16 protein-coding genes are annotated in these 18,729 nt (G+C 51.9%); 8 read left to right on the top strand and 8 right to left on the bottom strand.

The window, feature by feature from the left end:
- Window positions 1-54 precede the first annotated feature (54 nt).
- Complete coding sequence (locus IP581_RS08635) at window positions 55-1,071, bottom strand: NADP-dependent oxidoreductase (protein WP_193822295.1); 1,017 nt, start codon at window positions 1,069-1,071, stop codon at window positions 55-57.
- Window positions 1,072-1,162: 91 nt separating this feature from the next.
- Between IP581_RS08635 and IP581_RS08630 the strand changes: the two genes are divergently transcribed.
- Window positions 1,163-2,065, top strand: coding sequence for a LysR family transcriptional regulator (locus IP581_RS08630; protein WP_193822665.1), 903 nt, complete (start codon window positions 1,163-1,165; stop codon window positions 2,063-2,065).
- Window positions 2,066-2,371: 306 nt separating this feature from the next.
- On the opposite strand, the gene IP581_RS08625 is transcribed toward IP581_RS08630, so the two are convergent.
- Together IP581_RS08625 and IP581_RS08620 are read right to left on the bottom strand one after the other, a co-directional pair.
- Window positions 2,372-2,908: a dihydrofolate reductase family protein gene (locus IP581_RS08625; protein WP_193822294.1), complete on the bottom strand. Its 537-nt coding sequence runs from the start codon at window positions 2,906-2,908 to the stop codon at window positions 2,372-2,374.
- Between the two features lie 303 nt (window positions 2,909-3,211).
- Complete coding sequence (locus tag IP581_RS08620) at window positions 3,212-4,045, bottom strand: helix-turn-helix transcriptional regulator (RefSeq protein ID WP_193822293.1); 834 nt, start codon at window positions 4,043-4,045, stop codon at window positions 3,212-3,214.
- A 121-nt stretch (window positions 4,046-4,166) separates the two neighbouring features.
- Here IP581_RS08620 and IP581_RS08615 point away from each other — a divergent pair, with 121 nt between their 5' ends.
- Both IP581_RS08615 and IP581_RS08610 read left to right on the top strand, forming a co-directional pair.
- Window positions 4,167-4,904 (top strand): AzlC family ABC transporter permease, encoded by a 738-nt coding sequence (locus IP581_RS08615; RefSeq protein WP_193822292.1) that lies wholly within the window; start codon window positions 4,167-4,169, stop codon window positions 4,902-4,904.
- A gap of 1 nt (window position 4,905) precedes the next feature.
- On the top strand, window positions 4,906-5,232 hold the full coding sequence (locus tag IP581_RS08610; protein WP_193822291.1) for an AzlD domain-containing protein: 327 nt from the start codon (window positions 4,906-4,908) through the stop codon (window positions 5,230-5,232).
- Window positions 5,233-5,307: 75 nt separating this feature from the next.
- On the opposite strand, the gene IP581_RS08605 is transcribed toward IP581_RS08610, so the two are convergent.
- Window positions 5,308-7,206, bottom strand: a complete 1,899-nt coding sequence (locus IP581_RS08605) for a methyl-accepting chemotaxis protein (protein ID WP_193822290.1) — start codon at window positions 7,204-7,206, stop codon at window positions 5,308-5,310.
- 499 nt (window positions 7,207-7,705) lie between these two features.
- Here IP581_RS08605 and IP581_RS08600 point away from each other — a divergent pair, with 499 nt between their 5' ends.
- Complete coding sequence (locus tag IP581_RS08600) at window positions 7,706-8,641, top strand: hypothetical protein (protein WP_228007831.1); 936 nt, start codon at window positions 7,706-7,708, stop codon at window positions 8,639-8,641.
- Window positions 8,642-9,075: 434 nt separating this feature from the next.
- Here IP581_RS08600 and IP581_RS08595 read toward each other — a convergent pair whose 3' ends face one another.
- A complete protein-coding gene (locus IP581_RS08595; protein WP_228007830.1) occupies window positions 9,076-10,026 on the bottom strand; it encodes a hypothetical protein in 951 nt (316 codons plus the stop codon).
- Between the two features lie 394 nt (window positions 10,027-10,420).
- Here IP581_RS08595 and IP581_RS08590 point away from each other — a divergent pair, with 394 nt between their 5' ends.
- Window positions 10,421-13,189 carry a winged helix-turn-helix domain-containing protein gene (locus IP581_RS08590; protein WP_193822289.1) on the top strand — a complete coding sequence of 923 codons (2,769 nt, stop codon included), beginning with the start codon at window positions 10,421-10,423 and terminating at the stop codon, window positions 13,187-13,189.
- Here the strand turns inward: IP581_RS08590 and IP581_RS08585 are convergent.
- Window positions 13,142-14,329, bottom strand: coding sequence for an MFS transporter (locus tag IP581_RS08585; protein ID WP_193822288.1), 1,188 nt, complete (start codon window positions 14,327-14,329; stop codon window positions 13,142-13,144). The genes IP581_RS08590 and IP581_RS08585 overlap by 48 nt on opposite strands.
- 173 nt (window positions 14,330-14,502) lie before the next feature.
- Between IP581_RS08585 and IP581_RS08580 the strand changes: the two genes are divergently transcribed.
- The gene (locus IP581_RS08580; RefSeq protein ID WP_193822287.1) at window positions 14,503-15,309 is read left to right on the top strand and encodes an SDR family NAD(P)-dependent oxidoreductase; all 807 of its coding nucleotides are present in this window, start codon (window positions 14,503-14,505) and stop codon (window positions 15,307-15,309) included.
- A 364-nt stretch (window positions 15,310-15,673) separates the two neighbouring features.
- Here the strand turns inward: IP581_RS08580 and IP581_RS08575 are convergent, their stop codons facing one another.
- On the bottom strand, window positions 15,674-15,967 hold the full coding sequence (locus IP581_RS08575; protein WP_193822286.1) for a DUF1330 domain-containing protein: 294 nt from the start codon (window positions 15,965-15,967) through the stop codon (window positions 15,674-15,676).
- A 203-nt stretch (window positions 15,968-16,170) separates the two neighbouring features.
- Here IP581_RS08575 and IP581_RS08570 point away from each other — a divergent pair, with 203 nt between their 5' ends.
- Window positions 16,171-17,076, top strand: coding sequence for a LysR family transcriptional regulator (locus IP581_RS08570; protein WP_193822285.1), 906 nt, complete (start codon window positions 16,171-16,173; stop codon window positions 17,074-17,076).
- Between the two features lie 48 nt (window positions 17,077-17,124).
- Here IP581_RS08570 and IP581_RS08565 read toward each other — a convergent pair whose 3' ends face one another.
- Entirely contained in the window at window positions 17,125-17,892 is a 768-nt protein-coding gene (locus tag IP581_RS08565; protein ID WP_193822284.1) for an AraC family transcriptional regulator, read from the bottom strand.
- 62 nt (window positions 17,893-17,954) lie between these two features.
- On the opposite strand from IP581_RS08565, the gene IP581_RS08560 reads away from it, so the two are divergent.
- Window positions 17,955-18,680: a type 1 glutamine amidotransferase gene (locus tag IP581_RS08560; RefSeq protein WP_193822283.1), complete on the top strand. Its 726-nt coding sequence runs from the start codon at window positions 17,955-17,957 to the stop codon at window positions 18,678-18,680.
- Window positions 18,681-18,729: the final 49 nt, after the last annotated feature.

The following is an 18,729-nucleotide window of genomic DNA, read 5'->3' as shown; positions in this document are numbered from 1 at the left end:
GCCTTGTATCTGTCATCCCCGATCGCTCTGCCTGGTCGTCCGGGGACATGATTATCAAACGTTAGTCAGTACAATTTTGCCCTGAATATTGCCCATTGCTGCGCGCTGATGGGCCGCAGATGCCAGTGCTAACGGATAAGTGCTATCAATCACCACCCGGACAACACCCTCTTCCAGAAGACAGCCTGCTTGCGATAATTGCGCACCGCTGGAGCGCACTTGCGTCGATGACACCGTCACCGCTTTTTGCGCGGCTTCAGAATGTGCGGAAAAGCCCAACGGATTAACCAGAAAAAGGGCACCGCCAGGCCTGATACAACGCAGAAAGCGCGCCATATTAGCGCCCCCTACCGCATCGAAAACGAGATCAACGTTTTTTACTACGCGCTCGGCGGCGATTTTGGTGTAGTCGATAAACTCATCAGCCCCCAGTTCGCGTAACAGCGCTTCATTGCGGGAAGAAGCCACGGCAATGACCCGCGCACCTTGCCAGCGGGCAAGCTGAACGGCAAGGTGTCCCACGCCACCACCAGCACCGTTAACCAGCACCGTTCGCCCTTTTAATGGAACGGCTTTATGTGGAAAAGACTGGAAAGGATTCGGTGCGTCATGCCCTGTTTCGATAAGAAACTGCCAGGCCGTGAGCAGTGACATCGGGGCCCCCGCAGCCTGAACATGCCCGATTCCGCGAGGTTTCAGCGCCAGTTCCGACGAAGGTACGCTTACATATTCTGCATAAGCCCCACTGCCCTCCATCACCTTTTCAGGAAAACGCACCATCGAATAGACCTCATCTCCGATGCTAAACCCGGTAACGTGTTTACCGACCGCTGCGACAACCCCTGATATGTCAGTTCCTAAAATGAGCGGAAAAGTGGGTTCGGGCCACCATTCAGGCGGAAGTGCCCGATACCCGTCACGCAGATACCAGTCTGGCGGGTTAAGGCTGGCGGCTTGCACATGCACAAGAACCTCGTCGTTTCCCACTTTGGGCCGGGGCACTTCTTCATAAAGCAGGTTATCTGGCCCACCAAACGCATGTAGTTGTACAGCTTTCATTATCTCAGTCATCACCGTCTCACGCTAAAAAACACTCAGGTAACAGAGCATACGGCTAATATTCAGGATTGATAATGTGGCTCCATTTCGCTTTAATTGTGCCATGAAGGAACAAATAGGTTTGGAAAGACTCACGGGTCTCATCGCATTCGCTCGCGCCGGCGCTCTGGGCAGTTATAGCGCCGCTGCCCGCTCGCTCTCCGTTTCCCCTTCCGCAATCAGTAAAAGTATCCAACGGCTGGAAAAGCATCTCGGCGTCACGTTATTCACCCGAACGACACGCTCGCTCGTGCTAACGGCCGAAGGCCGCGAACTGCACGAACGCGCGTTGCGATTGTTACGGGATGCCGAAGAGATCGAGCAGGTAGCCAAACGCAGCCGCGCGGAACCAGCAGGTACGTTACGTATTGCGGCATCGTTACCGGTGGGCATTCATATGATCGCCCCTGTACTTGCGCAATTTTGCGCGCTTCACCCAAAAGTGACGATCGACTTACGGTTGAACGATCAGGTGGTAAGCATCGTTGATGAGCATATTGATATTGCCTTTCGAATTGGCGATCTTGCGGATTCAAACCTGCTGGCGCGTCGCCTTCCGCCGTATCAGGTAGGGTGTTATGCCTCGCCTGAATATGTAGCCCGTTGCGCGCCACCGAAACATCCCGATGACTTAATCGGACACCAAACGATTAATCTGCGTTACCAGAACACAGGGCAACTTTTTCGCTGGCCGTTCCGTATCGGGGAACGGGAGATTGAAATTGTGCCTTCATCAACGGTGATTGTTGATGCCAGCGAAGCCGCGATAGCCGCAATGACCGCCGGAGCCGGAATAGGCATGGCGTCCAATTTTATGGTGGCATCCCTGGTCAGGGATAAAAAGTTGGTTCCCGTACTCGCGGATTTTACGGTGGAGCGGCGTAATATTTCGGCTGTCTGGCACGAAAGCCGCCGTTCAAATCCGGCGGTACGCGCATTTTTGGATCATATGCTTAGACATTTTTAACCAGGCTCTCTGCGGCATTAAACAACACGGTATGATCACCGGTATGCGCTTTGGCCTTAGGGTCGACATGGCTCAGGACAGAACCCATGCCAGCCTGGTTTCGCGGTTGCAGGGCGCAATAATTCGCAATGATGAAAAACGGTGCTCACGCTCAGCGACAGCGCAATTGAAAATTTACGATCCCGCTAATTGTGCAGCCCGCCATGATGATAACGCCGCGCCAGCGGCATTTTTTTGCCCGCCCTTCACTTCCCGCACCACCATTAGTCTTTTTTAGCGCCAACTAACACTATGTTTATATGCCGTTTATGACCCCAGCTTATAGTGCGACTGCACCAGACCTGAAGGGAAGCTGCGGCTTGATAACAGCGTCAAATCTATATCCCCGGTCAGGGAGCCAAATAACGGTTTTCCCGAACCGAGCAGGACAGGAACGGTAGTGATAACGATATCGGCGACCAGACCTTCACGCAGGAACGACTGTATTACCTGCCCGCCATCGATATAGACGCGACGCGCGTTCTGCGCCGCCAGGTCAGTAAGCACCTCCCCTGGCGTGCGACATGAGAACTGCACTTTGCCCTTCAGTTTCTCGGGCACGGGGGTATCGGTTAGCTGTCGGGAGAGCACCAGCACGGGACGATCATAGGGCCATTCGTCAAAGGTCAGTACCTTCTCATAACTGCCTCGCCCCATAACGATCCAATCTTTGTCCGCGATGAACGCCGCATAGCCATGATCTTCTGTCGGGTCATCGCGCTGCAACAGCCACTCGATATCGCCATCCTGTCGGGCGATATAACCATCAAGACTGACGGCAATAAAAACATGTGTGGTGACCATCAATTGCTCCGTATTCAGATTATCTATCTCGTAGTTTAGGGAGGTTAGCGATAGTGACATGCTCGCTGTGGAAAAACGTAGCATGAAGGTAGCAACATTGCCTTTATGGATTAAGGCAAAAAATCGCGTGGCGTTGAATCCAGGATGAAGCGAAAAGCGGTGATCTGCTCCCCATAAAGTAACCTTTCACAAGGTTATTAACATCCATTTCTGGTACAAAGCAGCCAAGCAAGTCGCGCTGAAAATCCGCTAACGTGAAAAAAGATCCCTGTGATTAAACAAGCGGCATCTCCGGTCGTTACCTCAGACACAACTTTCAGCATACTTGCCTGGGGTGATACCAAATTGAGCCTTAAAATTCCTGTTGAGATGGCTTTGATCGAAAAAACCAACGCGATGCGCAACCATCGTGGCTTTGACGCCTTCTGAGAGCAGTTTTTTAGCCCGATTAAGCCGGATCTGGTTTAAATATTTGTGCACCGACATCCCGGTACTGGCACGGAATAGGCGCATAAAATAGAACTCGCTCATCTCAGCGGCATCTGCGATATCTTTGATATTAATATTCTGGTCGTAGAGGTCATGAATATATTCCAGGGCCCGACTCACATCTGCTCGCTGATAAGCGGGAGTGGAATTTTTTGTCGTCAAAAATCCATATCGGGAAATGAACGCGCTTAAAACGCCGTATAAGGTGCACTCTTTTTCCAGCGTATCGGGACAAGTACGAAGTGTTGCGGAAGCGGCGATGAGCGTATTTGCCAGGGCGATGTCCTGATGGATATTTTGGCACCCAAAATTCAGGGATTTGTTTCCAGCGTCAGGCTCATAGGCAATATCGAGAAGTAACTGTTCTGATGGATACAGGGCGCAATAATCCCATCCCATTTCACGCTCCACAGCCTCCCCCGTATGGACTTCTCCCGGGTGTATTACCATTATCGACCCGGCCGTAGCTATGCCCGTTCTGCGACATACGCTATTCCGTTGAGCCCCCCGGGAAAACGCGGCGATGACAAACTCTTCATGAAAGTGTGCCGGGTAGCTGTGCTCATAACAGGATGCCAGCAGGAATTCGGTTCCATTAAACAGACCAGAGTCTTTCCATAACACGATGTTTTCCTTGTTGTAATCCATTGGCACCCTCGTTTTTCGCGCAGATAAGATGTGTGAAGTACAGAGCAGCTTTTTCCTATCGCGAAGCAGCCGTATTCCTAGAATAGAGTGCTCACCAATGATTTAGAAGCAGGTACTACAAATGTCTCAAACTCATGTTACCAACGATCCCCCTTCTGTCAGCATGTTCCGCGCTGGCGTACTGGCCTGTATGCCGACTATTCCGGGTTACTGGAGTATCGGATTTGCCGCTGGCGCAATGGGTACTTTGTCGGGGTTTAGTATTTTTCAGATAGCGCTGTTAGCCGGCGCGTTATATGCGGGTTCGGCGCAATTCCTGTTTTATTCTCTGTGGGCGGCGGGCGCAGAAATGTCTTCTGTGATAATAAGCGTTATGCTCATTAACCTGCGTTATCTCCTTATGAGTTCATCCTTAAGCCCTTATTTCCGCAAACAGAGCACCCGTAAAAAGTTGCTTAATGGTCTGCTACTGACGGATGAAACCTTTGGTGTTGCCGCTGAGTATGCCAGCCGGCATGGAACGCTCCCCTTTTCATGGATGTTTGGTCTGAATATTTCCGCATGGCTGAACTGGGTAATCGCAAGTGTGGCAGGTGCATGGCTCGCGTCTGTGGTTCCGCCTTCACTGATGGAAGGGCTCAGCTTCAGCCTGGTATCAATGTTTATTGGCCTCGTGCTGATGACCTGGTTTGCCAGTAAAAGAAAAATACTGGAGAGCTTTACCATTATCACCGCCGTCATCATCACCCTGTTTTCGTCACATTATCTGGATAGCAGCGCCGTTGTTATGGTCGCAGCAATCATTTCAGCAACAAGCGCGACGATTTTTTTGAGATTTATTGAGAAGACGAGAAGCTAACATGGAACGACAAATTATTTTGGCAATTATCCTGTCGGCTATGGCGACCGCAGTGATGAGAACACTGCCTATATTGCTACTGTCCAGATTCAGTTTGCCAGGCCCGGTTCAGCGGTGGCTGAGTTTTATTCCTTCCGCCATCATGGCGGCGATTATTGCCAGTGAACTGCTCAGTAAACCGTCATTAACCAGTACAGGCCTTTCGCTATCATTAATTGCGGCTTTTGCCGCTGCAGTATCCGGCATTCTCACGAGAAGTCTGTTTATTACGGTATTAACGGGAATGACTGTCTATTCAGGGCTTCGGTACTGGTACGGTATGGGCTGAATAATTAACGCGGATATTGAAACTGACTTGTTAGATATCTGAAAGCCGACTCTGTCGAGTCGGCTATTTTGTCTGTCAGAGCTTGAAGCTGCCAACCACGTTTTCGAGTTGGACGGTTTGTTCTTCCATGGACTGCGCGGCCGCCGCCACCTCTTCCACCAGTGCCGCATTCTGCTGCGTGGCGCTGTCGAGCTGGTTGATGGCGATGTTGATCTGGGCAATCCCGCGACTTTGTTCATCGCTGGAAGAGCTGATTTCTGAGATCAGCACACCCACGCTCTCCACTTTTTCCATCAGGCCGTCCATCGTTGTACCCGCCTGGCGAACCAGTCCGCTGCCCTGCTCAATGCTGCTTACCGACTCTTCAATCAGCTTTTTGATCTCCTGAGCTGAGCGCGCGCTACGCTGCGCCAGAGAACGAACCTCACCGGCCACCACCGCGAAGCCACGTCCGTGCTCGCCCGCCCTTGCCGCTTCCACAGCGGCGTTAAGCGCCAGGATGTTGGTCTGGAAGGCGATACCGTCAATCACGCTGATGATTTCCACCACTTTCGAGGAGGACTCATTGATGTTATTCATCGTGGAGACAACGTTGTTAACCACACTGGCTCCCTGTTTCGCCACCGCCGACGCCTCTGCCGCCAGCTTGTTCGCCTGCAACGCGTTCTCTGCGTTAAGACGCACGGTGCTGGTCAGTTCTTCCATGGACGCAGCCGTTTCCACGATCGAGGCCGATTGATCTTCGGTGCGCGAGGAGAGGTTCAGGTTGCCGCTGGCAATCTGGCGTGAAGCCGATGAGATCGCCATTGAGCTATTTCCAACCTGCTGCATCAGCTCATTAAGGAACGAAATAAACTTATTGAAGTTGTTGATAATGGCGTTAAATTCCGGGCTCTTACTTTGCGCAAGACGCTGCGTTAAATCCGCTCCGCCGCTGGACAGCGCTTCAATATTACGATTGAGCAACGTCACATTATGGAAAATATTGCGCACAATAATCATCATGATAACGACGATAAGTATGCCGATAATCGCCTGTACGATGGTGAGCTTGGTCATAATCGCGTCAGACATACTCACCAGGTGGCTGCTCGGGATATCAACCGCCATGAACCACGGACTGCCACTGATGGGCAGAACGAACAGGGAATGCGCGCCGTCTTCACCCTCATAACTTCCACGCACTTCTGTTGTTTTACCCTGGCCTAACAGGCTAATTAACGGTGCCGCCGCCGGAATACCAAGATCGCGGACGTTTGAGAGTGCGGGTTTATCCTGTACGGAAGAGCCGTTACCGACGATTTTGCCGTCCGCTTCAACAATCAGTACGCTACCGTTTACCGCTTTGCCCATGTCGACAGCCAGCTGGTTAAAGAAGCCCAGCGTCACGTCGATGGTCGCCACGCCCCAGGCTTTGCCGTCTTTCCAGATCGCCATCGCACAGTTAGTTCGCGGCTGCGGGCTGGCCGCATCCTGATAGGCTTTCGCCCACGCACACTCGCCTTTCGGCGCATTCATGCCGTCTTTATACCAGGGTTGTTCCCAGTATTTTGCCGACTCCTGCTGGTTCCATACGGTGTTAACTTGCAGATTGCCGCCTCCGTCGCGGGCATAGAAAGTACTGAATTTGTCCCGAGCCGGATCACGCTGACCAGGAAGAGGCCAAATTCCACCACCGAATACGTTCAAATCGCCGTACTGGTTAACCAGGCGCGGTAATAATCCGTCGATTTGCTCACTTTGCAGATCGACAACCAGTTCCGTGATTGAGCGTTGCTGAGCCTTAACACGGTTCATCTGCTCTTTAATCGCGTTACTTTGTAATTCAACCGTCGCCTGAATATTTTTGGTCTCAGTTTCAATAATCTGCGGGGAGACGAATTGCTTGATAACAATATAGGTAACTATCAATAAGATAACGAAAAAGCTTATAAGCAGCAGGCCTATTCGGCCCTGGGTATTTTTCCATGTCATAATGGCGCACTCGTCTGGTTGAATTAGGTGTAATAACGACATTTATTTGAAATTCTTTAATTTAAATCGTGCGCCGGTTTCATATAACAGTGCATTCCAGAGGACAAAATGACGTTTTAGAAAAAGATGTTCGGTCGTTCACATTTTTTAAATGCCAGACATTGTTTCTATAAAAGATAATATCGCCGTGATGTGTTATTTTGCGTGGATGAATTAACGTTGATGATATCAATATGATTTTCATCGATATGCGTACATTCTGATGATGATTTTCTTCTCGTTTTTAACTCAACGTTGCGTGAGTAACATCCGCCCCTGGTACAAAACAGCCGGTTTCTCCCTCCAGACTGAAGGGACAATTATTTAAGAGCTTGATCAACTTTTCAGCCTCATGCCTTACAATCGCTTTCTCATCTTTCAGCCTGGCGAGCCGAAAGATTAGCAACGCTCAGGCGTGGATAAGCGTAAAACAAGCAAGATACATTGGGCATAAAGATAAATGACCGACATGACTGCCTATTCAAACGCTGATGCGGCAAGGGACTTACGACCGGCCTTAGACAAGGCGCCCGCTGGCGCGGTGAACGGTGAATGGTTCTATATTACGGAACAGGCTGGCGTCTCTTCGCAAACCGGAGGCTACATGTCTGCCGACGGGAGTTATGTTACTGCGGGTGACCACACTTTTCAGCGGGCTCAGAAGGTTGTCGAGAAACTCGAAGCATCAGGGATACAGCCCTTTAATAAGGTTATTGTTCGCTGGACAAAGTCTAAAATACCGTTAATGCGGGGTCGCGTTACGGTTGACACAATATTCGATGAGACAATTGTGCCGCGCGGTCCTCAAAGTCCGATATATGAGGCCGCCGCTGTCGCAAGGCGGGCATTCTGGAAAAGGTATGGCGACATATCAGATGGCTTTATTGCTGAACGAAATGAGGCAAACGTACACAACCAGACGAAATGGTTCGGCCCCCATCGCCGGGTACTCAGTATTAAGAACAGAGCCAAATTAACGCTGGCCACCGATGGCCTTTCAACGCCCTGGGCGGGCGTTGCAGACCAGGAAAACGGCGTAGAATGCGAACTTTTCATGGCGCTGGATGCTTCGGATAATACCAGCCATCAGATTAATGACTGGGCTCATCTGTTAATTCGCCTGGGGGATCTTGTGGCCGACGGCTATCAGGTCGCTGCCGATGTTGAAAAATACGGCGCCATCCTGTTTTGTTCTCTGACGAACGACTATAAGCCAATGAGCCACATCATTCTCAGCCGTGATGGTCGTCAGATTGACGATTTGCCTTTCGGTTCAGTTCCGCTGATCCGTGTAACGCCGATAGCAGAGGCAGAGATTGAACATCAGGACCAGTCCGATGAGTGGGCATCAAACGCAGCAAGACGTGCTCTTGCGAAACGGGGGATAGAAACGTAGACAATTATCTCGTGATTTTTCGCGCCCCTTGTGAGACAGAGTGAGCCAATCACCTTCCCAAAAGAAGATCGGTTAAAGCGATGACAGCGCGATCCAAATTAACGATATGTTGCAGGCTAACCGGAACGGCATCGGCTTCACTCAGCGGTGCCGATTAATGAGTATGAAAATGCCATGCTCCATCTTCATAATCGTGGGAAGTAAAAGCTATTCATTCTCCGGAATAAATGATTTTTCTATTCGCTATAACTGCCATATTCGGCTGTTCTGCACATTGCCATGCTAAATTACTCATTCTTCTTACTGTTTTATCTCTTTTTTATTTACTCCGTTCTCAGAACGTAAAGTCGCGCGTTACTGTAGCGGTTAATACCCAATCCAAAACCGGCTCAATAGTAATAAACGCAACCTTTCAGCAACGGAGTAACCGCCTGTTATTTCTGTTTTTCTTCGATATGCTCAGCAGCATAGAGGAAATTGAAAAGCGGCGGTGAAAGACTGGCAGGCTTTTTGTCAGACTCGTGCGCTTTCAAAAAATAATCCAGTAAGGTTTTTGGCGTTTTTGCCAGGTTCTCGAACAAATTTACGGGATGCTGCACCACTTTCCCCCCTTCCAGACGAAAGCCATGTTTCAGTCCGGTTGCGGTTACAAAAAATTTACCATCTATACTGCCAAAATCAGGCTCCGGCGTTTTCAACGTTATTTCACTGGCAGCCTCAACAACGAAGTTTTGATTCCCTTTTTGCTGATAGACAGAGAATTGCGCCATGCCAGGGGAATGATTACCGGGCTGATTGACGATGCTCTCAATAAATTGAAAATTCGCCAAATGCGACGGAGAGTATCCGGGATCCAGTTCATAGCGCAAAAAACCTTCATCCAGCGCGGAGCCAGATAGTTTACCCCCGCTGAGAATACGCGACGCTGTCGCCTCATCTTCGGCGGTAAATTTATAGGTCAGTACATGCCCGCTGGTGTCATACATATTCCCGTTATTCAGGTTTGCCATCACACCGCTAAACATACGGTAATCACCTAAATCGCGGGCAAGATCGTCCACATAACGCAGATCCGTTCCCTGTTGTTGTGCCCGCGCATACAGCCCGGCCAGCGTATTGCGGTCATTATTTGTCAGAAAATTAACACAAGACATGCTCATCGTATCTTTCGTCAGATGCGTTTGCACTGGCGGGGTGCTGTCCGTATCACCGAACAGACGGGACATCAGTAGCCCCATACCGCTGAGGGTCGTTTGCCCGGATGCTGCTGACATCGTAGTTGACGTCTTTACAGGCTGAGGGAGAGTGGTTTTTGAAATTTCCTCAGAGGTGCGTTGCGTCTGTGTGTATTTCGCTGTGGATGCCGTGATAATCATAAAATCCATTTTCCCCGGTTCTGAGATGTAAAGCGGGTCCCCGTTGAGTCCATACCGCTTTTTTCCGTAGCCCCACAATCCGGGACACGGCGGAAGAGATACGCTGCGCTTAGTGTTGTGAATTCGCACATCAATAACTAACGGCATAAGACCGAATAACTTGAGCGCGTTCCCGGACCAGAACGATGGCAAGTGATGCGTTTTCAGCCACGGGATTTATCGCCGGGCTATGGTAGAGTCAGGCGGCGGTTCTATAATCATGCGCGGCTCTGGGTAGCGCGGGCTACGCGCAGATCGGGCAGGACATATCCTGCATCACCTGATTCTGATAATGCCGCTGGCGAAATGGCATTCTGCGCACAGTAAGATTTCGTGACGGTCAAAAAAAGAAGATCTCAATATCATGATAACAGCCGATGAGATGCACTTTGCTGAGTGGCAAATCTGGCCCCAGCTAAGGATCCTGTTGCACCGGGGTAAGCCAGTAAGAATTTCGGCCAGAGCGTTTGATGTTCTGGTTGTCCTGCTGAAAGCGGAAGGTAAAGCGGTAAGCAAAGAGGCTTTACTTACTCAAGTATGGGGAAATGAAATCGTCGAAGAAAATAATCTTCAGGCGCATATTTCCGCTATACGCCGCGTACTGGGTCATGATCGGCATCTGCTTGTGACTGAATTTGGTTGTGGTTATCGCTTTAGCAGCAATAGCGTACCGTTGCCGACGCCCGCTAAACCCGCACTACCCGCCCCCGTTATTACTCCTGTTCTGGCGTCGATTTTAGGGCGTGAGAAGGCCGTGCAGGAGGTCTGCGCCCTGTTAAATCAGCACCAACTGGTGACGATTACCGGTTCCGGCGGCGTGGGGAAAACGCGTCTGGCATGGGAGGTCGTCAATCATCTGCACACACATTTTCCTGATGGAACAGGCGTGGCAGAACTGGCGCATATCACCGAAGCATCCGGCTTGCTCTCGGTTTTTTCACAAGCGTTACACCTTCCGCTGGCGACCGTTGAGCAGGATGCCGATTTACGCCAGCAGCTTGCGCGGCGTCGGTGTTTACTGCTGATCGATAACGGTGAACACGTCATTAACGCGCTGGAGCCCGTCATTACCTTACTCCTGACGCTTGCTCCCCATATCAAACTGTTGCTGACCAGCCAGGTGGCATTACAGATTGCCGGCGAGCAACAATACTTACTGCCGCCATTGCAGGTTCCGGAAAGAGACGTCACGGATAACCTGGCGTTAATGTCTTTTGCCAGCGTCCGCCTCTTTATCGAGCGCGTGCAGGCCAACCGCCATGATTTCCATCCATCAAATAGCGAGCTGTCGATGATTGGCGAATTATGCCGCCATCTTGATGGCTTGCCCTTAGCCATTGAACTTGCAGCCTCGCGTCTGCCCGTCATGAGCGTCAGTGAGATCTATAGCCGGCTGGAGGATCGTTTCCAGCTATTAAGCAATACGCAGCGTTCACGGGTTCCCCGGCACCAGAAAATAGTGACCACACTGGAGTGGACGTATCAGTTACTCAACGCGCGCGAACAGCAGCTATTCAGAACGCTCGGCATCTTTACCGATACGTTCAGTGTGAAATCAGTCAATGACTTTCTCGGGACGCAAGATAAGCACTGCTGGCAAGTGATTGACGATCTACAACGGTTGCTCGCCCTGTCCCTGATTCAGGCCACCAGCCAGGTGCCCGTAACCCGTTTTCGTTTGCTGGAAACCATGCGCCAGTTCGCCTGCAATAAACTCAGGCACGCGGGGGAATATGACGGACTTATGGCCCGTTTTACCGGTCACTATAACGTGCTGGTGGCGCAGGCCCAGAATGCGTGGCTGACGCTTCCAACACAACAGTGGCGGGAGCGTTATCGTCACATCCTTAATGATTTGCGCCGTGTTTTACAGCACACCTTAACCGAGGGGCACGATGCTTCTGCGGGGCTTGATATCTTACAGGCGATGACGCCATTCTGGATTGAATATTCACTTTATGATGAGTGTCAGCGCCATATTTATCCGATGTTAGACGAGCGTTCGCCGATAGCCTTAACGTTACGCCAGCGAATGAACCTCTGCGCCGCAGCGGGTAAAGCATCGACCTGGGCGAAAGGCCCGACACCTGAAACCCATTCAGCCTGGCAAACCGCACTGACTCTGGCAGAAAAGCTCGACGACAAAGAGATACGTTTGCAGGCGCATTACGGCTTATGGCTCTATTACCTGCGCACGGGTGAGCTGAATAAATCACGTCAGCATGCGCAGTCGATGTGCGAACTCGCGCAGGCCATTAATGACGCGGAGGCGCAGGCTACCGGGCTGCGTATTCTCGGCGTATCGCTACATTTTGCTGGTCAGCATGTCGCCGGGCGCACTAACCTGCTGCAATCTCTGGCCTGGTACGATCGGCAGAACGTAAGCCACGCTTTCCGTTTCGGCCTCGATCAAGAGAGCGCCGGACTGGCTTTTCTGTCTCGTTTGCTGTGGGTACAGGGCGAATATCAGGCGGCAAAAGAGATGGCATGGCGCGGCGTGAAAAAAGCCGCGCGTTTACAGCATGTCTGCTCGCTTTGCTGCGCCCTGGCGGAAGGCGCCTGTATGACAGCCGCGCTGGATCGCAATCCACGCCGGGTGATCAAGGCCGCAAACTGGCTGATTCGTCTGGCAGAACAACATGATTTGTATTTCTGGAAAACCTATGGCGAGCTGTTTCTGGTCTGGGCCAGGCGGTTCAGCCATCGCGAGGTGAGTCAAACCACACTGTTTAGCTCATTACGCGCGATGGGGCTGGACTGGCAATACTCGCCTTTGCTGTCGGAAATTGATACCAGCCTGTCGCAGCAAACCGCCTGGCGGGATCATGAAAACTGGTGCGCGCCGGAGCTGATGCGCCTTTCCGCCACGCATTTACCGTTGCAGGAGCAACGCCTGCTTCTGGAACAGGCGCTGAGCAAAGCGCGTCAGCAGCAGGCTCATGGCTGGGCCCTGCGCATTGCTTATTCACTGGCGACATTACAGGCGCAAGCCGGAGAAACCTTAGCGGCTAAGCACTTAATCGAACACGTTTTACAAGATGTCGAGGGTGCAGACAGGGCAACGGATGTCAGAAACGCTATCGCGCTATGTGCCCGCCTGGGAACGTGTATATCGCCGTCTCACCGCCATTAACATCCCCATCATCGCGAGCCCGCCCCCCGCTGAAGCGATGAGCGTCCAGCTATGTGCTGCCTGCCAAAGCCAGGTAGCAGACAGTGAACCGCCTGCCCCACCCATAAACATAATGCTCATAAAGAGTGTGTTAAGACGGTTTCTGGCATCCGGGCGCAAAGAATAAATCGTATGCTGGTTCGCGATCAGAACACATTGTTCACCCGCATCCAGCAGTAAAATGCCCACCACCAACCCCGTCATGCTGTTCCAGACCCAGAGAACTATCCAGGCTAGCAGCATGAGTAACACGCCAAACATCACCATCCGCAACGGTCCCTGCCGGTCACTGAAACTTCCCGCCAGCGGCGCACAGAGAATACCGATTAACCCCAGAGCCGCCAGGGTTCCGGCTACGCCTGCCCCGTAATCGTAGCGGTGTGATAACCAGAAAGGCAGCACAGTCCACAGTATGCTGAAGGAGGCAAACAGCATGGCTTGTGTCAGCGTTGCATCGCGTAGCTGCGGCTCGCTTTTCCACAAACCACCTAATGAACGTAGCACCTTCAGGTAGTGAAACCCAGGGGTCGGCAACGACTGAGAGGGCAAAATACGCGCGATGAAAAATAGCGCCAGCAATGTCATGATCGCGCCGGACAAAAAGACGCCGCGCCAGTCGAAATAGTGACCGATAAGGCCTCCGATAGCCCGTCCGGCAAGAATACCGGCGAGGACGCCGCTCATCACGATGCCCACCGTTTTGCCCCGCGAAGCAATTTTCGAGAGCGAGGCCGCAAGCGGCACAATTTGTTGGGCAACGGTTGCCGCCATCCCCGTCAGAAAAGAGAAGCACACCAGCACGGCCGCCGTCGGGGCTAACATCATGCCGATGAGCGCCAGGAAAAGCACCTGAGTCTGGCGCAGGATAAGCCGCTGGAGCTCAATATAATCACCTAATGGGATCAGAAAAAATAACCCCGCCGCATAGCCTAACTGAGTAGCCATGGGGATCAACGAAACAGCCGCCCATTCATGAGGAAAGGCGGCCGCGATCAGGTTCAGAACGGATTGATTAAAATAAATATTCGCCACCACAATGCAGCAGATCATCGCCAGCATCAGGATGCTGGCAGAAGAAAGCGCCTGGTTCTCCGTACGCACAGACCACACCTCGCTCTATAGTCACTCTTTTTTTGCAGCATAAGCAGCGGCGGTTCTCAACGCTTTGTGCGTTCTTTTCAGACGTCTGAATTGTGTGGCACAAGCGTCTGAAATCGGGATCGGTGCGTAATACTTCTCATGTTATTAACGGTGCTGAGTGTGAGGAGTAACACATGGATTTAAAACTGACAGGAAAAGTGGCTCTGGTAACCGGAGCGCGAACCGGGATTGGTTTCAGTATTTGCGAGGAACTGGCCGCAAATGGGGTGAACGTCGTGATGGTTGCCAGACGAGAACCGGATCTCATCCTGGCGGCGAAAAAGATCGCTGATAAATATGGTGTTTCGGTACTGCCGGTCGCCGGGGATGTGACGGATCTCAGCCTGCCTTCGCGGGTGGTTGAGCAGGCGGAAACGGTTTTTGGTCACGTTGATTTGCTGGTGAATAATGCCGGAAGAGCCCATGCGGGCACGCTGTTGACCACCTCCGAGGAGGACTGGCAGTTAATGACTGAGACCAAATTCTCCGCCATGCGACGCTTTTGCAAGGCTGTCATCCCCGCTATGCAACAACGAAACTGGGGGCGTATTGTCAATATTTCCTCGATTGGCGGCATCTACCCGAACCCGCAACTTACCGTCTCACATGCACTGAGCGCCGCGATCAACAACCTGACCCGCAGCTTGGCCCTGAGCGTGGCGGCGAGTGGCATTCTGGTGAATGCCATTGGCGTGGGCGCTGTCGCGACGGATAACTGGGCGCAAAATATGCTGCCAAATGTCCGCCACCGTCGTCCTGAGCTGGCTGATAAAACCGATGCTGAAGTGATGGCTCTGCTGGGAAAAGAGAAAACCCCGGTAGGCCGCTTTGGACAGCCGGAAGATATTGCGGCGATTGCGGCTTTCCTGCTCTCCGAAAGGAATCAGTTTGTTACCGGGCAGACCATTGAAGCATCCGGTGGCGCAGACAGATTTATGTAAATATTTCCCCTCAAAAGAAGGTTTGAGTGGGGAATCTGAAGCAGCTAATCAGCATGCCTGGGTCAACGCAATAAACGGGCGCTGAAGCCCATTGCCAGGGCAATAATCCCGCGCGCCTTGTGCAGAAGGAGAATCGCTGGATGCGGGAGAGCCTGTGACAGCAAGAGCGGCCAGCCATCACAGTCGATGTCATATGCAAGCGTGCCGATGAACTGAACGAAGCGTCACCGGCCGCGCGGATACTGCGGTTATGTTCGCGGCAGCAGGCCTCCTGTTTATCAGGATAAAAGCCTGTTTAACCTCCCCTTGTTTAAGGGGCGCGTTGCCTCTACTCCCTGAACTCACGAACATGAAACCCGGCGTGTTAAAGCCCGGTGCCTTCAACCAGTACAAACGTTCCGCTGGCAGCACCTGAACGTAGTGCTCTTGCGGCCTGATATTCCGGACTTTCATAAAAGCGTTTAGCTTCAGCAAAGGAATCGAACTCAAAAACGACATGCCGTTCATGAGACTCTCCCTCAAGATTTTCGTACTGCCCGGACCAGGCAATGATCTTTGGATCGAAATTCTGCATGGCCGCAGCCGCCGCTCTGGCATATTCAGCGTAGGCGACAGGGTCTGAAACGGTTACATGGGCGATGAGATAACCTTTATTCATGGTTTTTATCCTTCGTTAGCGGCTGGATATTCCAGCGTAAGTACATTGACAGGCGAGAACGTAAACGCATTTTCAGGGAATGATTGATCTTCAATGCAACCAGACAGCGTTGTGCGGATACGCGGGGTGAAAGCAGTCTATTAAGTATTAACATGACCATAAATAGCGGAAAAAATAACGTACTGTTACCCAAAGGGTGAACAATGAAAAATCTGGAGCCACTGATCATTTTTGCGCGTGTGGCGGAAATGAAGAGCTTTACGCAGGCAGCCGAAAGTCTGGGTATCCAGAAAGGACGCGCTTCACTGGTGGTGCGTGAACTCGAGCAGGAAATTGGCGCTACGCTACTGCACCGCACAACACGGACGGTACAGTTGACTGAAGACGGGCGGGTTTTTTATTCGCGCGCCCGCGACTTTCTCGCGGAGGCTGAGGAACTGAAAACCATGTTCTCTCATGGCGGCCAGTCATTAAAGGGGAGGATACGCGTTGATATGCCAGCGGTACTGGCACAAAGTGTGGTGATCCCTGCTCTGCCACAGCTGCTGGAAGCACATCCTGAACTGGACATTGAGCTTTCGAGTACTGACCGCCGTGTCGATCTGGTTCAGGAAGGATTTGACTGCGTTGTGCGCCTCGGCCCCATTGTTGATGAAACGCTTATTGCACGGCCATTGGGGCATCTGCGCATGATCAACGCAGCCAGTCCGCGCTATCTTGATCGCTTCGGGGTTCCGCAGATAATTGATGATCTTCTCAGCCAGGGACACAGGATGGTTCACTATATGCGCAACTTTGGTTCGAAACCTGACGGATGGGAGTATCCGGCAGGCGATGGATACCACTCTTTGATGTTACCAGGCACCATAAGCGTTAACAGCGTACCGGCTTATCATGAGGCGGGGCTGGCGGGGTTAGGATTAATTCAGGGAGGCTATTCCTCACTTTTACCCCACATCAAAAGCGGTGCACTGGTTGAAGTGTTGCCCCATTTTCGTCCCGCGCCGCTCACCGCGTTTTTTGTTGTCGCGCACCGGCGCAACTTGTCGCAGCGTGTAAGGGCCTTTATGAACTGGACGGAAGAGATTTTAAAACCTTACTTTGACTGAAACCGGCATGCATACCCGGTCGTTATTTCGCTTTCCCGCCGCACCCGGTTAAAACTCACCGGGCGTTGTCCCCATCACTGAACGGAATGCAGCAGAAAACGCCGCCGGGCATGAGAAACCGAGCTGGTAGGCGATCTGTTTCACAGGAATGTTATCAGCGAGGAGATCTAAGGATGCGTATATTCTGGCTCGCTGTTTCCATGTCCGGAAGCTGAAACCGGTGTCCCGTAAAAACTGGCGAGAAAAAGTCCGTTCCGACATGTTCGCAATGTCAGCCAGCTCACTCAGCGCCACGTTCCAGCGATGGTTGAATACCAGTTCACTTGCGGCACGAAATAAACGCGCATCACGCGGCATGGGAAGTTCTGCGCCGCCAGAGGGGGTTTCGCTGAAAATGTTGAGGAGCAAAAGCGCCATTTTTCGCTTTATCGGCGCGGTATATTCCCCCGTAAAAAGGCTATTGATTAATTCTTTCACCAGTGGCGTCGCGCTAATGATATGCACCTGGCTGTTCCTGCTGAAGTTTATACACTCCGCAATCAGGCTACTGCTGACGTAGACCGCCCGTAATTGCGTATCTGACAGAACGCGGTAGGAGTGAACCATAAACGGTGGGAGCCAGAGGGCCCGCTGCGGGGGAATAACCCACTGTCTGTCGGCGGCGTCAACAAGCATTACCCCTCTGGTCGCAAATAATAGCTGCCCTTCAAGATGGTAATGAGCGGGATCCACCTCCCCACGGTGGTAAGAAATGGCCGTTCCTGACCACCCCGTCGCCTCATCGTGTCGTGGCGTTTTATCAATGCTGACTGGCATTTCAGATGAGAACCTCTTGTTTACAATTCAGTTTGTGACCCGTTTTACAGGAGCATACGTCTATGCGAGTACATTTCATTGTTCATGAAAGTTTCGAAGCGCCTGGCGCTTACGAAACCTGGGCCATGCGTCGCGGCCATGAGATAACCTTTTCCCGCGTTTATGCAGGCGAACCACTTCCCGACGATGCACGGGACATCGATCTGCTGGTCGTCATGGGCGGCCCACAGGATCCCTCCGTCAGCGTGGAAGCGTGCGCGCATTTTGACTCTCACGCTGAGCAGGCGCTGATTGCCTCGGCGGTGAATTCAGGTAAAGCCGTCATCGGTGTCTGCCTGGGCGCTCAACTGATTGGCGAAGCATTAGGTGCTCCTTTTGCGCACAGTCCGGAAAAAGAGATTGGTATGTTTCCCATTTTTATGACCGATAAGGGCGCGAAGAACGCGTTGTTCTCTCACTTCGGCAATACCCTTGATGTAGGTCACTGGCATAACGATATGCCGGGGCTTACGCCTGAAGCGGAAATCATCGCCTGGAGCGAAGGATGTCCACGTCAGATTGTCGCTTATTCCGATCGGGTTTACGGGTTTCAGTGCCATATGGAACTTACACCGCAGGTCGTCGAATTATTGATCGCACATGCCGACAACGAGTTACGCCGGGCCGCTGAATATCGTTTCGTTCAGACACCGGACGAACTACGGGCGAATGATTACAGCGAAATGAACAGACACTTATTCACCTTTCTCGACAAACTTGCGTCAAATTACTGCCAGTCAAACGCGTAAAGCCATTGACCGCAACGGAATCGACGCCTGATTTTAATGAACATATCGC

Source organism: Kosakonia pseudosacchari (assembly GCF_015167415.1).
Taxonomy (GTDB): Bacteria; Pseudomonadota; Gammaproteobacteria; order Enterobacterales; family Enterobacteriaceae; genus Kosakonia; species Kosakonia pseudosacchari.
Note: the sequence above shows the minus strand (reverse complement) of the source record. Positions and strands in the feature narration are given on the sequence as shown.

Bases quoted from the DNA above. Each gene is read 5' to 3' on its own strand.
- IP581_RS08630 (WP_193822665.1), top strand. From the start codon at position 1,163: ATGAAGGAACAAATAGGTTTGGAAAGACTCACGGGTCTCATCGCATTC.
- IP581_RS08580 (WP_193822287.1), top strand. From the start codon at position 14,503: ATGGATTTAAAACTGACAGGAAAAGTGGCTCTGGTAACCGGAGCGCGA.
- IP581_RS08615 (WP_193822292.1), top strand. From the start codon at position 4,167: ATGTCTCAAACTCATGTTACCAACGATCCCCCTTCTGTCAGCATGTTC.
- IP581_RS08635 (WP_193822295.1), bottom strand. From the start codon at position 1,071: ATGACTGAGATAATGAAAGCTGTACAACTACATGCGTTTGGTGGGCCA.
- IP581_RS08560 (WP_193822283.1), top strand. From the start codon at position 17,955: ATGCGAGTACATTTCATTGTTCATGAAAGTTTCGAAGCGCCTGGCGCT.
- IP581_RS08570 (WP_193822285.1), top strand. From the start codon at position 16,171: ATGAAAAATCTGGAGCCACTGATCATTTTTGCGCGTGTGGCGGAAATG.
- IP581_RS08605 (WP_193822290.1), bottom strand. From the start codon at position 7,206: ATGACATGGAAAAATACCCAGGGCCGAATAGGCCTGCTGCTTATAAGC.
- IP581_RS08595 (WP_228007830.1), bottom strand. From the start codon at position 10,026: ATGGATTTTATGATTATCACGGCATCCACAGCGAAATACACACAGACG.
- IP581_RS08610 (WP_193822291.1), top strand. From the start codon at position 4,906: ATGGAACGACAAATTATTTTGGCAATTATCCTGTCGGCTATGGCGACC.
- IP581_RS08600 (WP_228007831.1), top strand. From the start codon at position 7,706: ATGACCGACATGACTGCCTATTCAAACGCTGATGCGGCAAGGGACTTA.
- IP581_RS08565 (WP_193822284.1), bottom strand. From the start codon at position 17,892: ATGCCAGTCAGCATTGATAAAACGCCACGACACGATGAGGCGACGGGG.
- IP581_RS08590 (WP_193822289.1), top strand. From the start codon at position 10,421: ATGATAACAGCCGATGAGATGCACTTTGCTGAGTGGCAAATCTGGCCC.
- IP581_RS08620 (WP_193822293.1), bottom strand. From the start codon at position 4,045: ATGGATTACAACAAGGAAAACATCGTGTTATGGAAAGACTCTGGTCTG.
- IP581_RS08625 (WP_193822294.1), bottom strand. From the start codon at position 2,908: ATGGTCACCACACATGTTTTTATTGCCGTCAGTCTTGATGGTTATATC.
- IP581_RS08575 (WP_193822286.1), bottom strand. From the start codon at position 15,967: ATGAATAAAGGTTATCTCATCGCCCATGTAACCGTTTCAGACCCTGTC.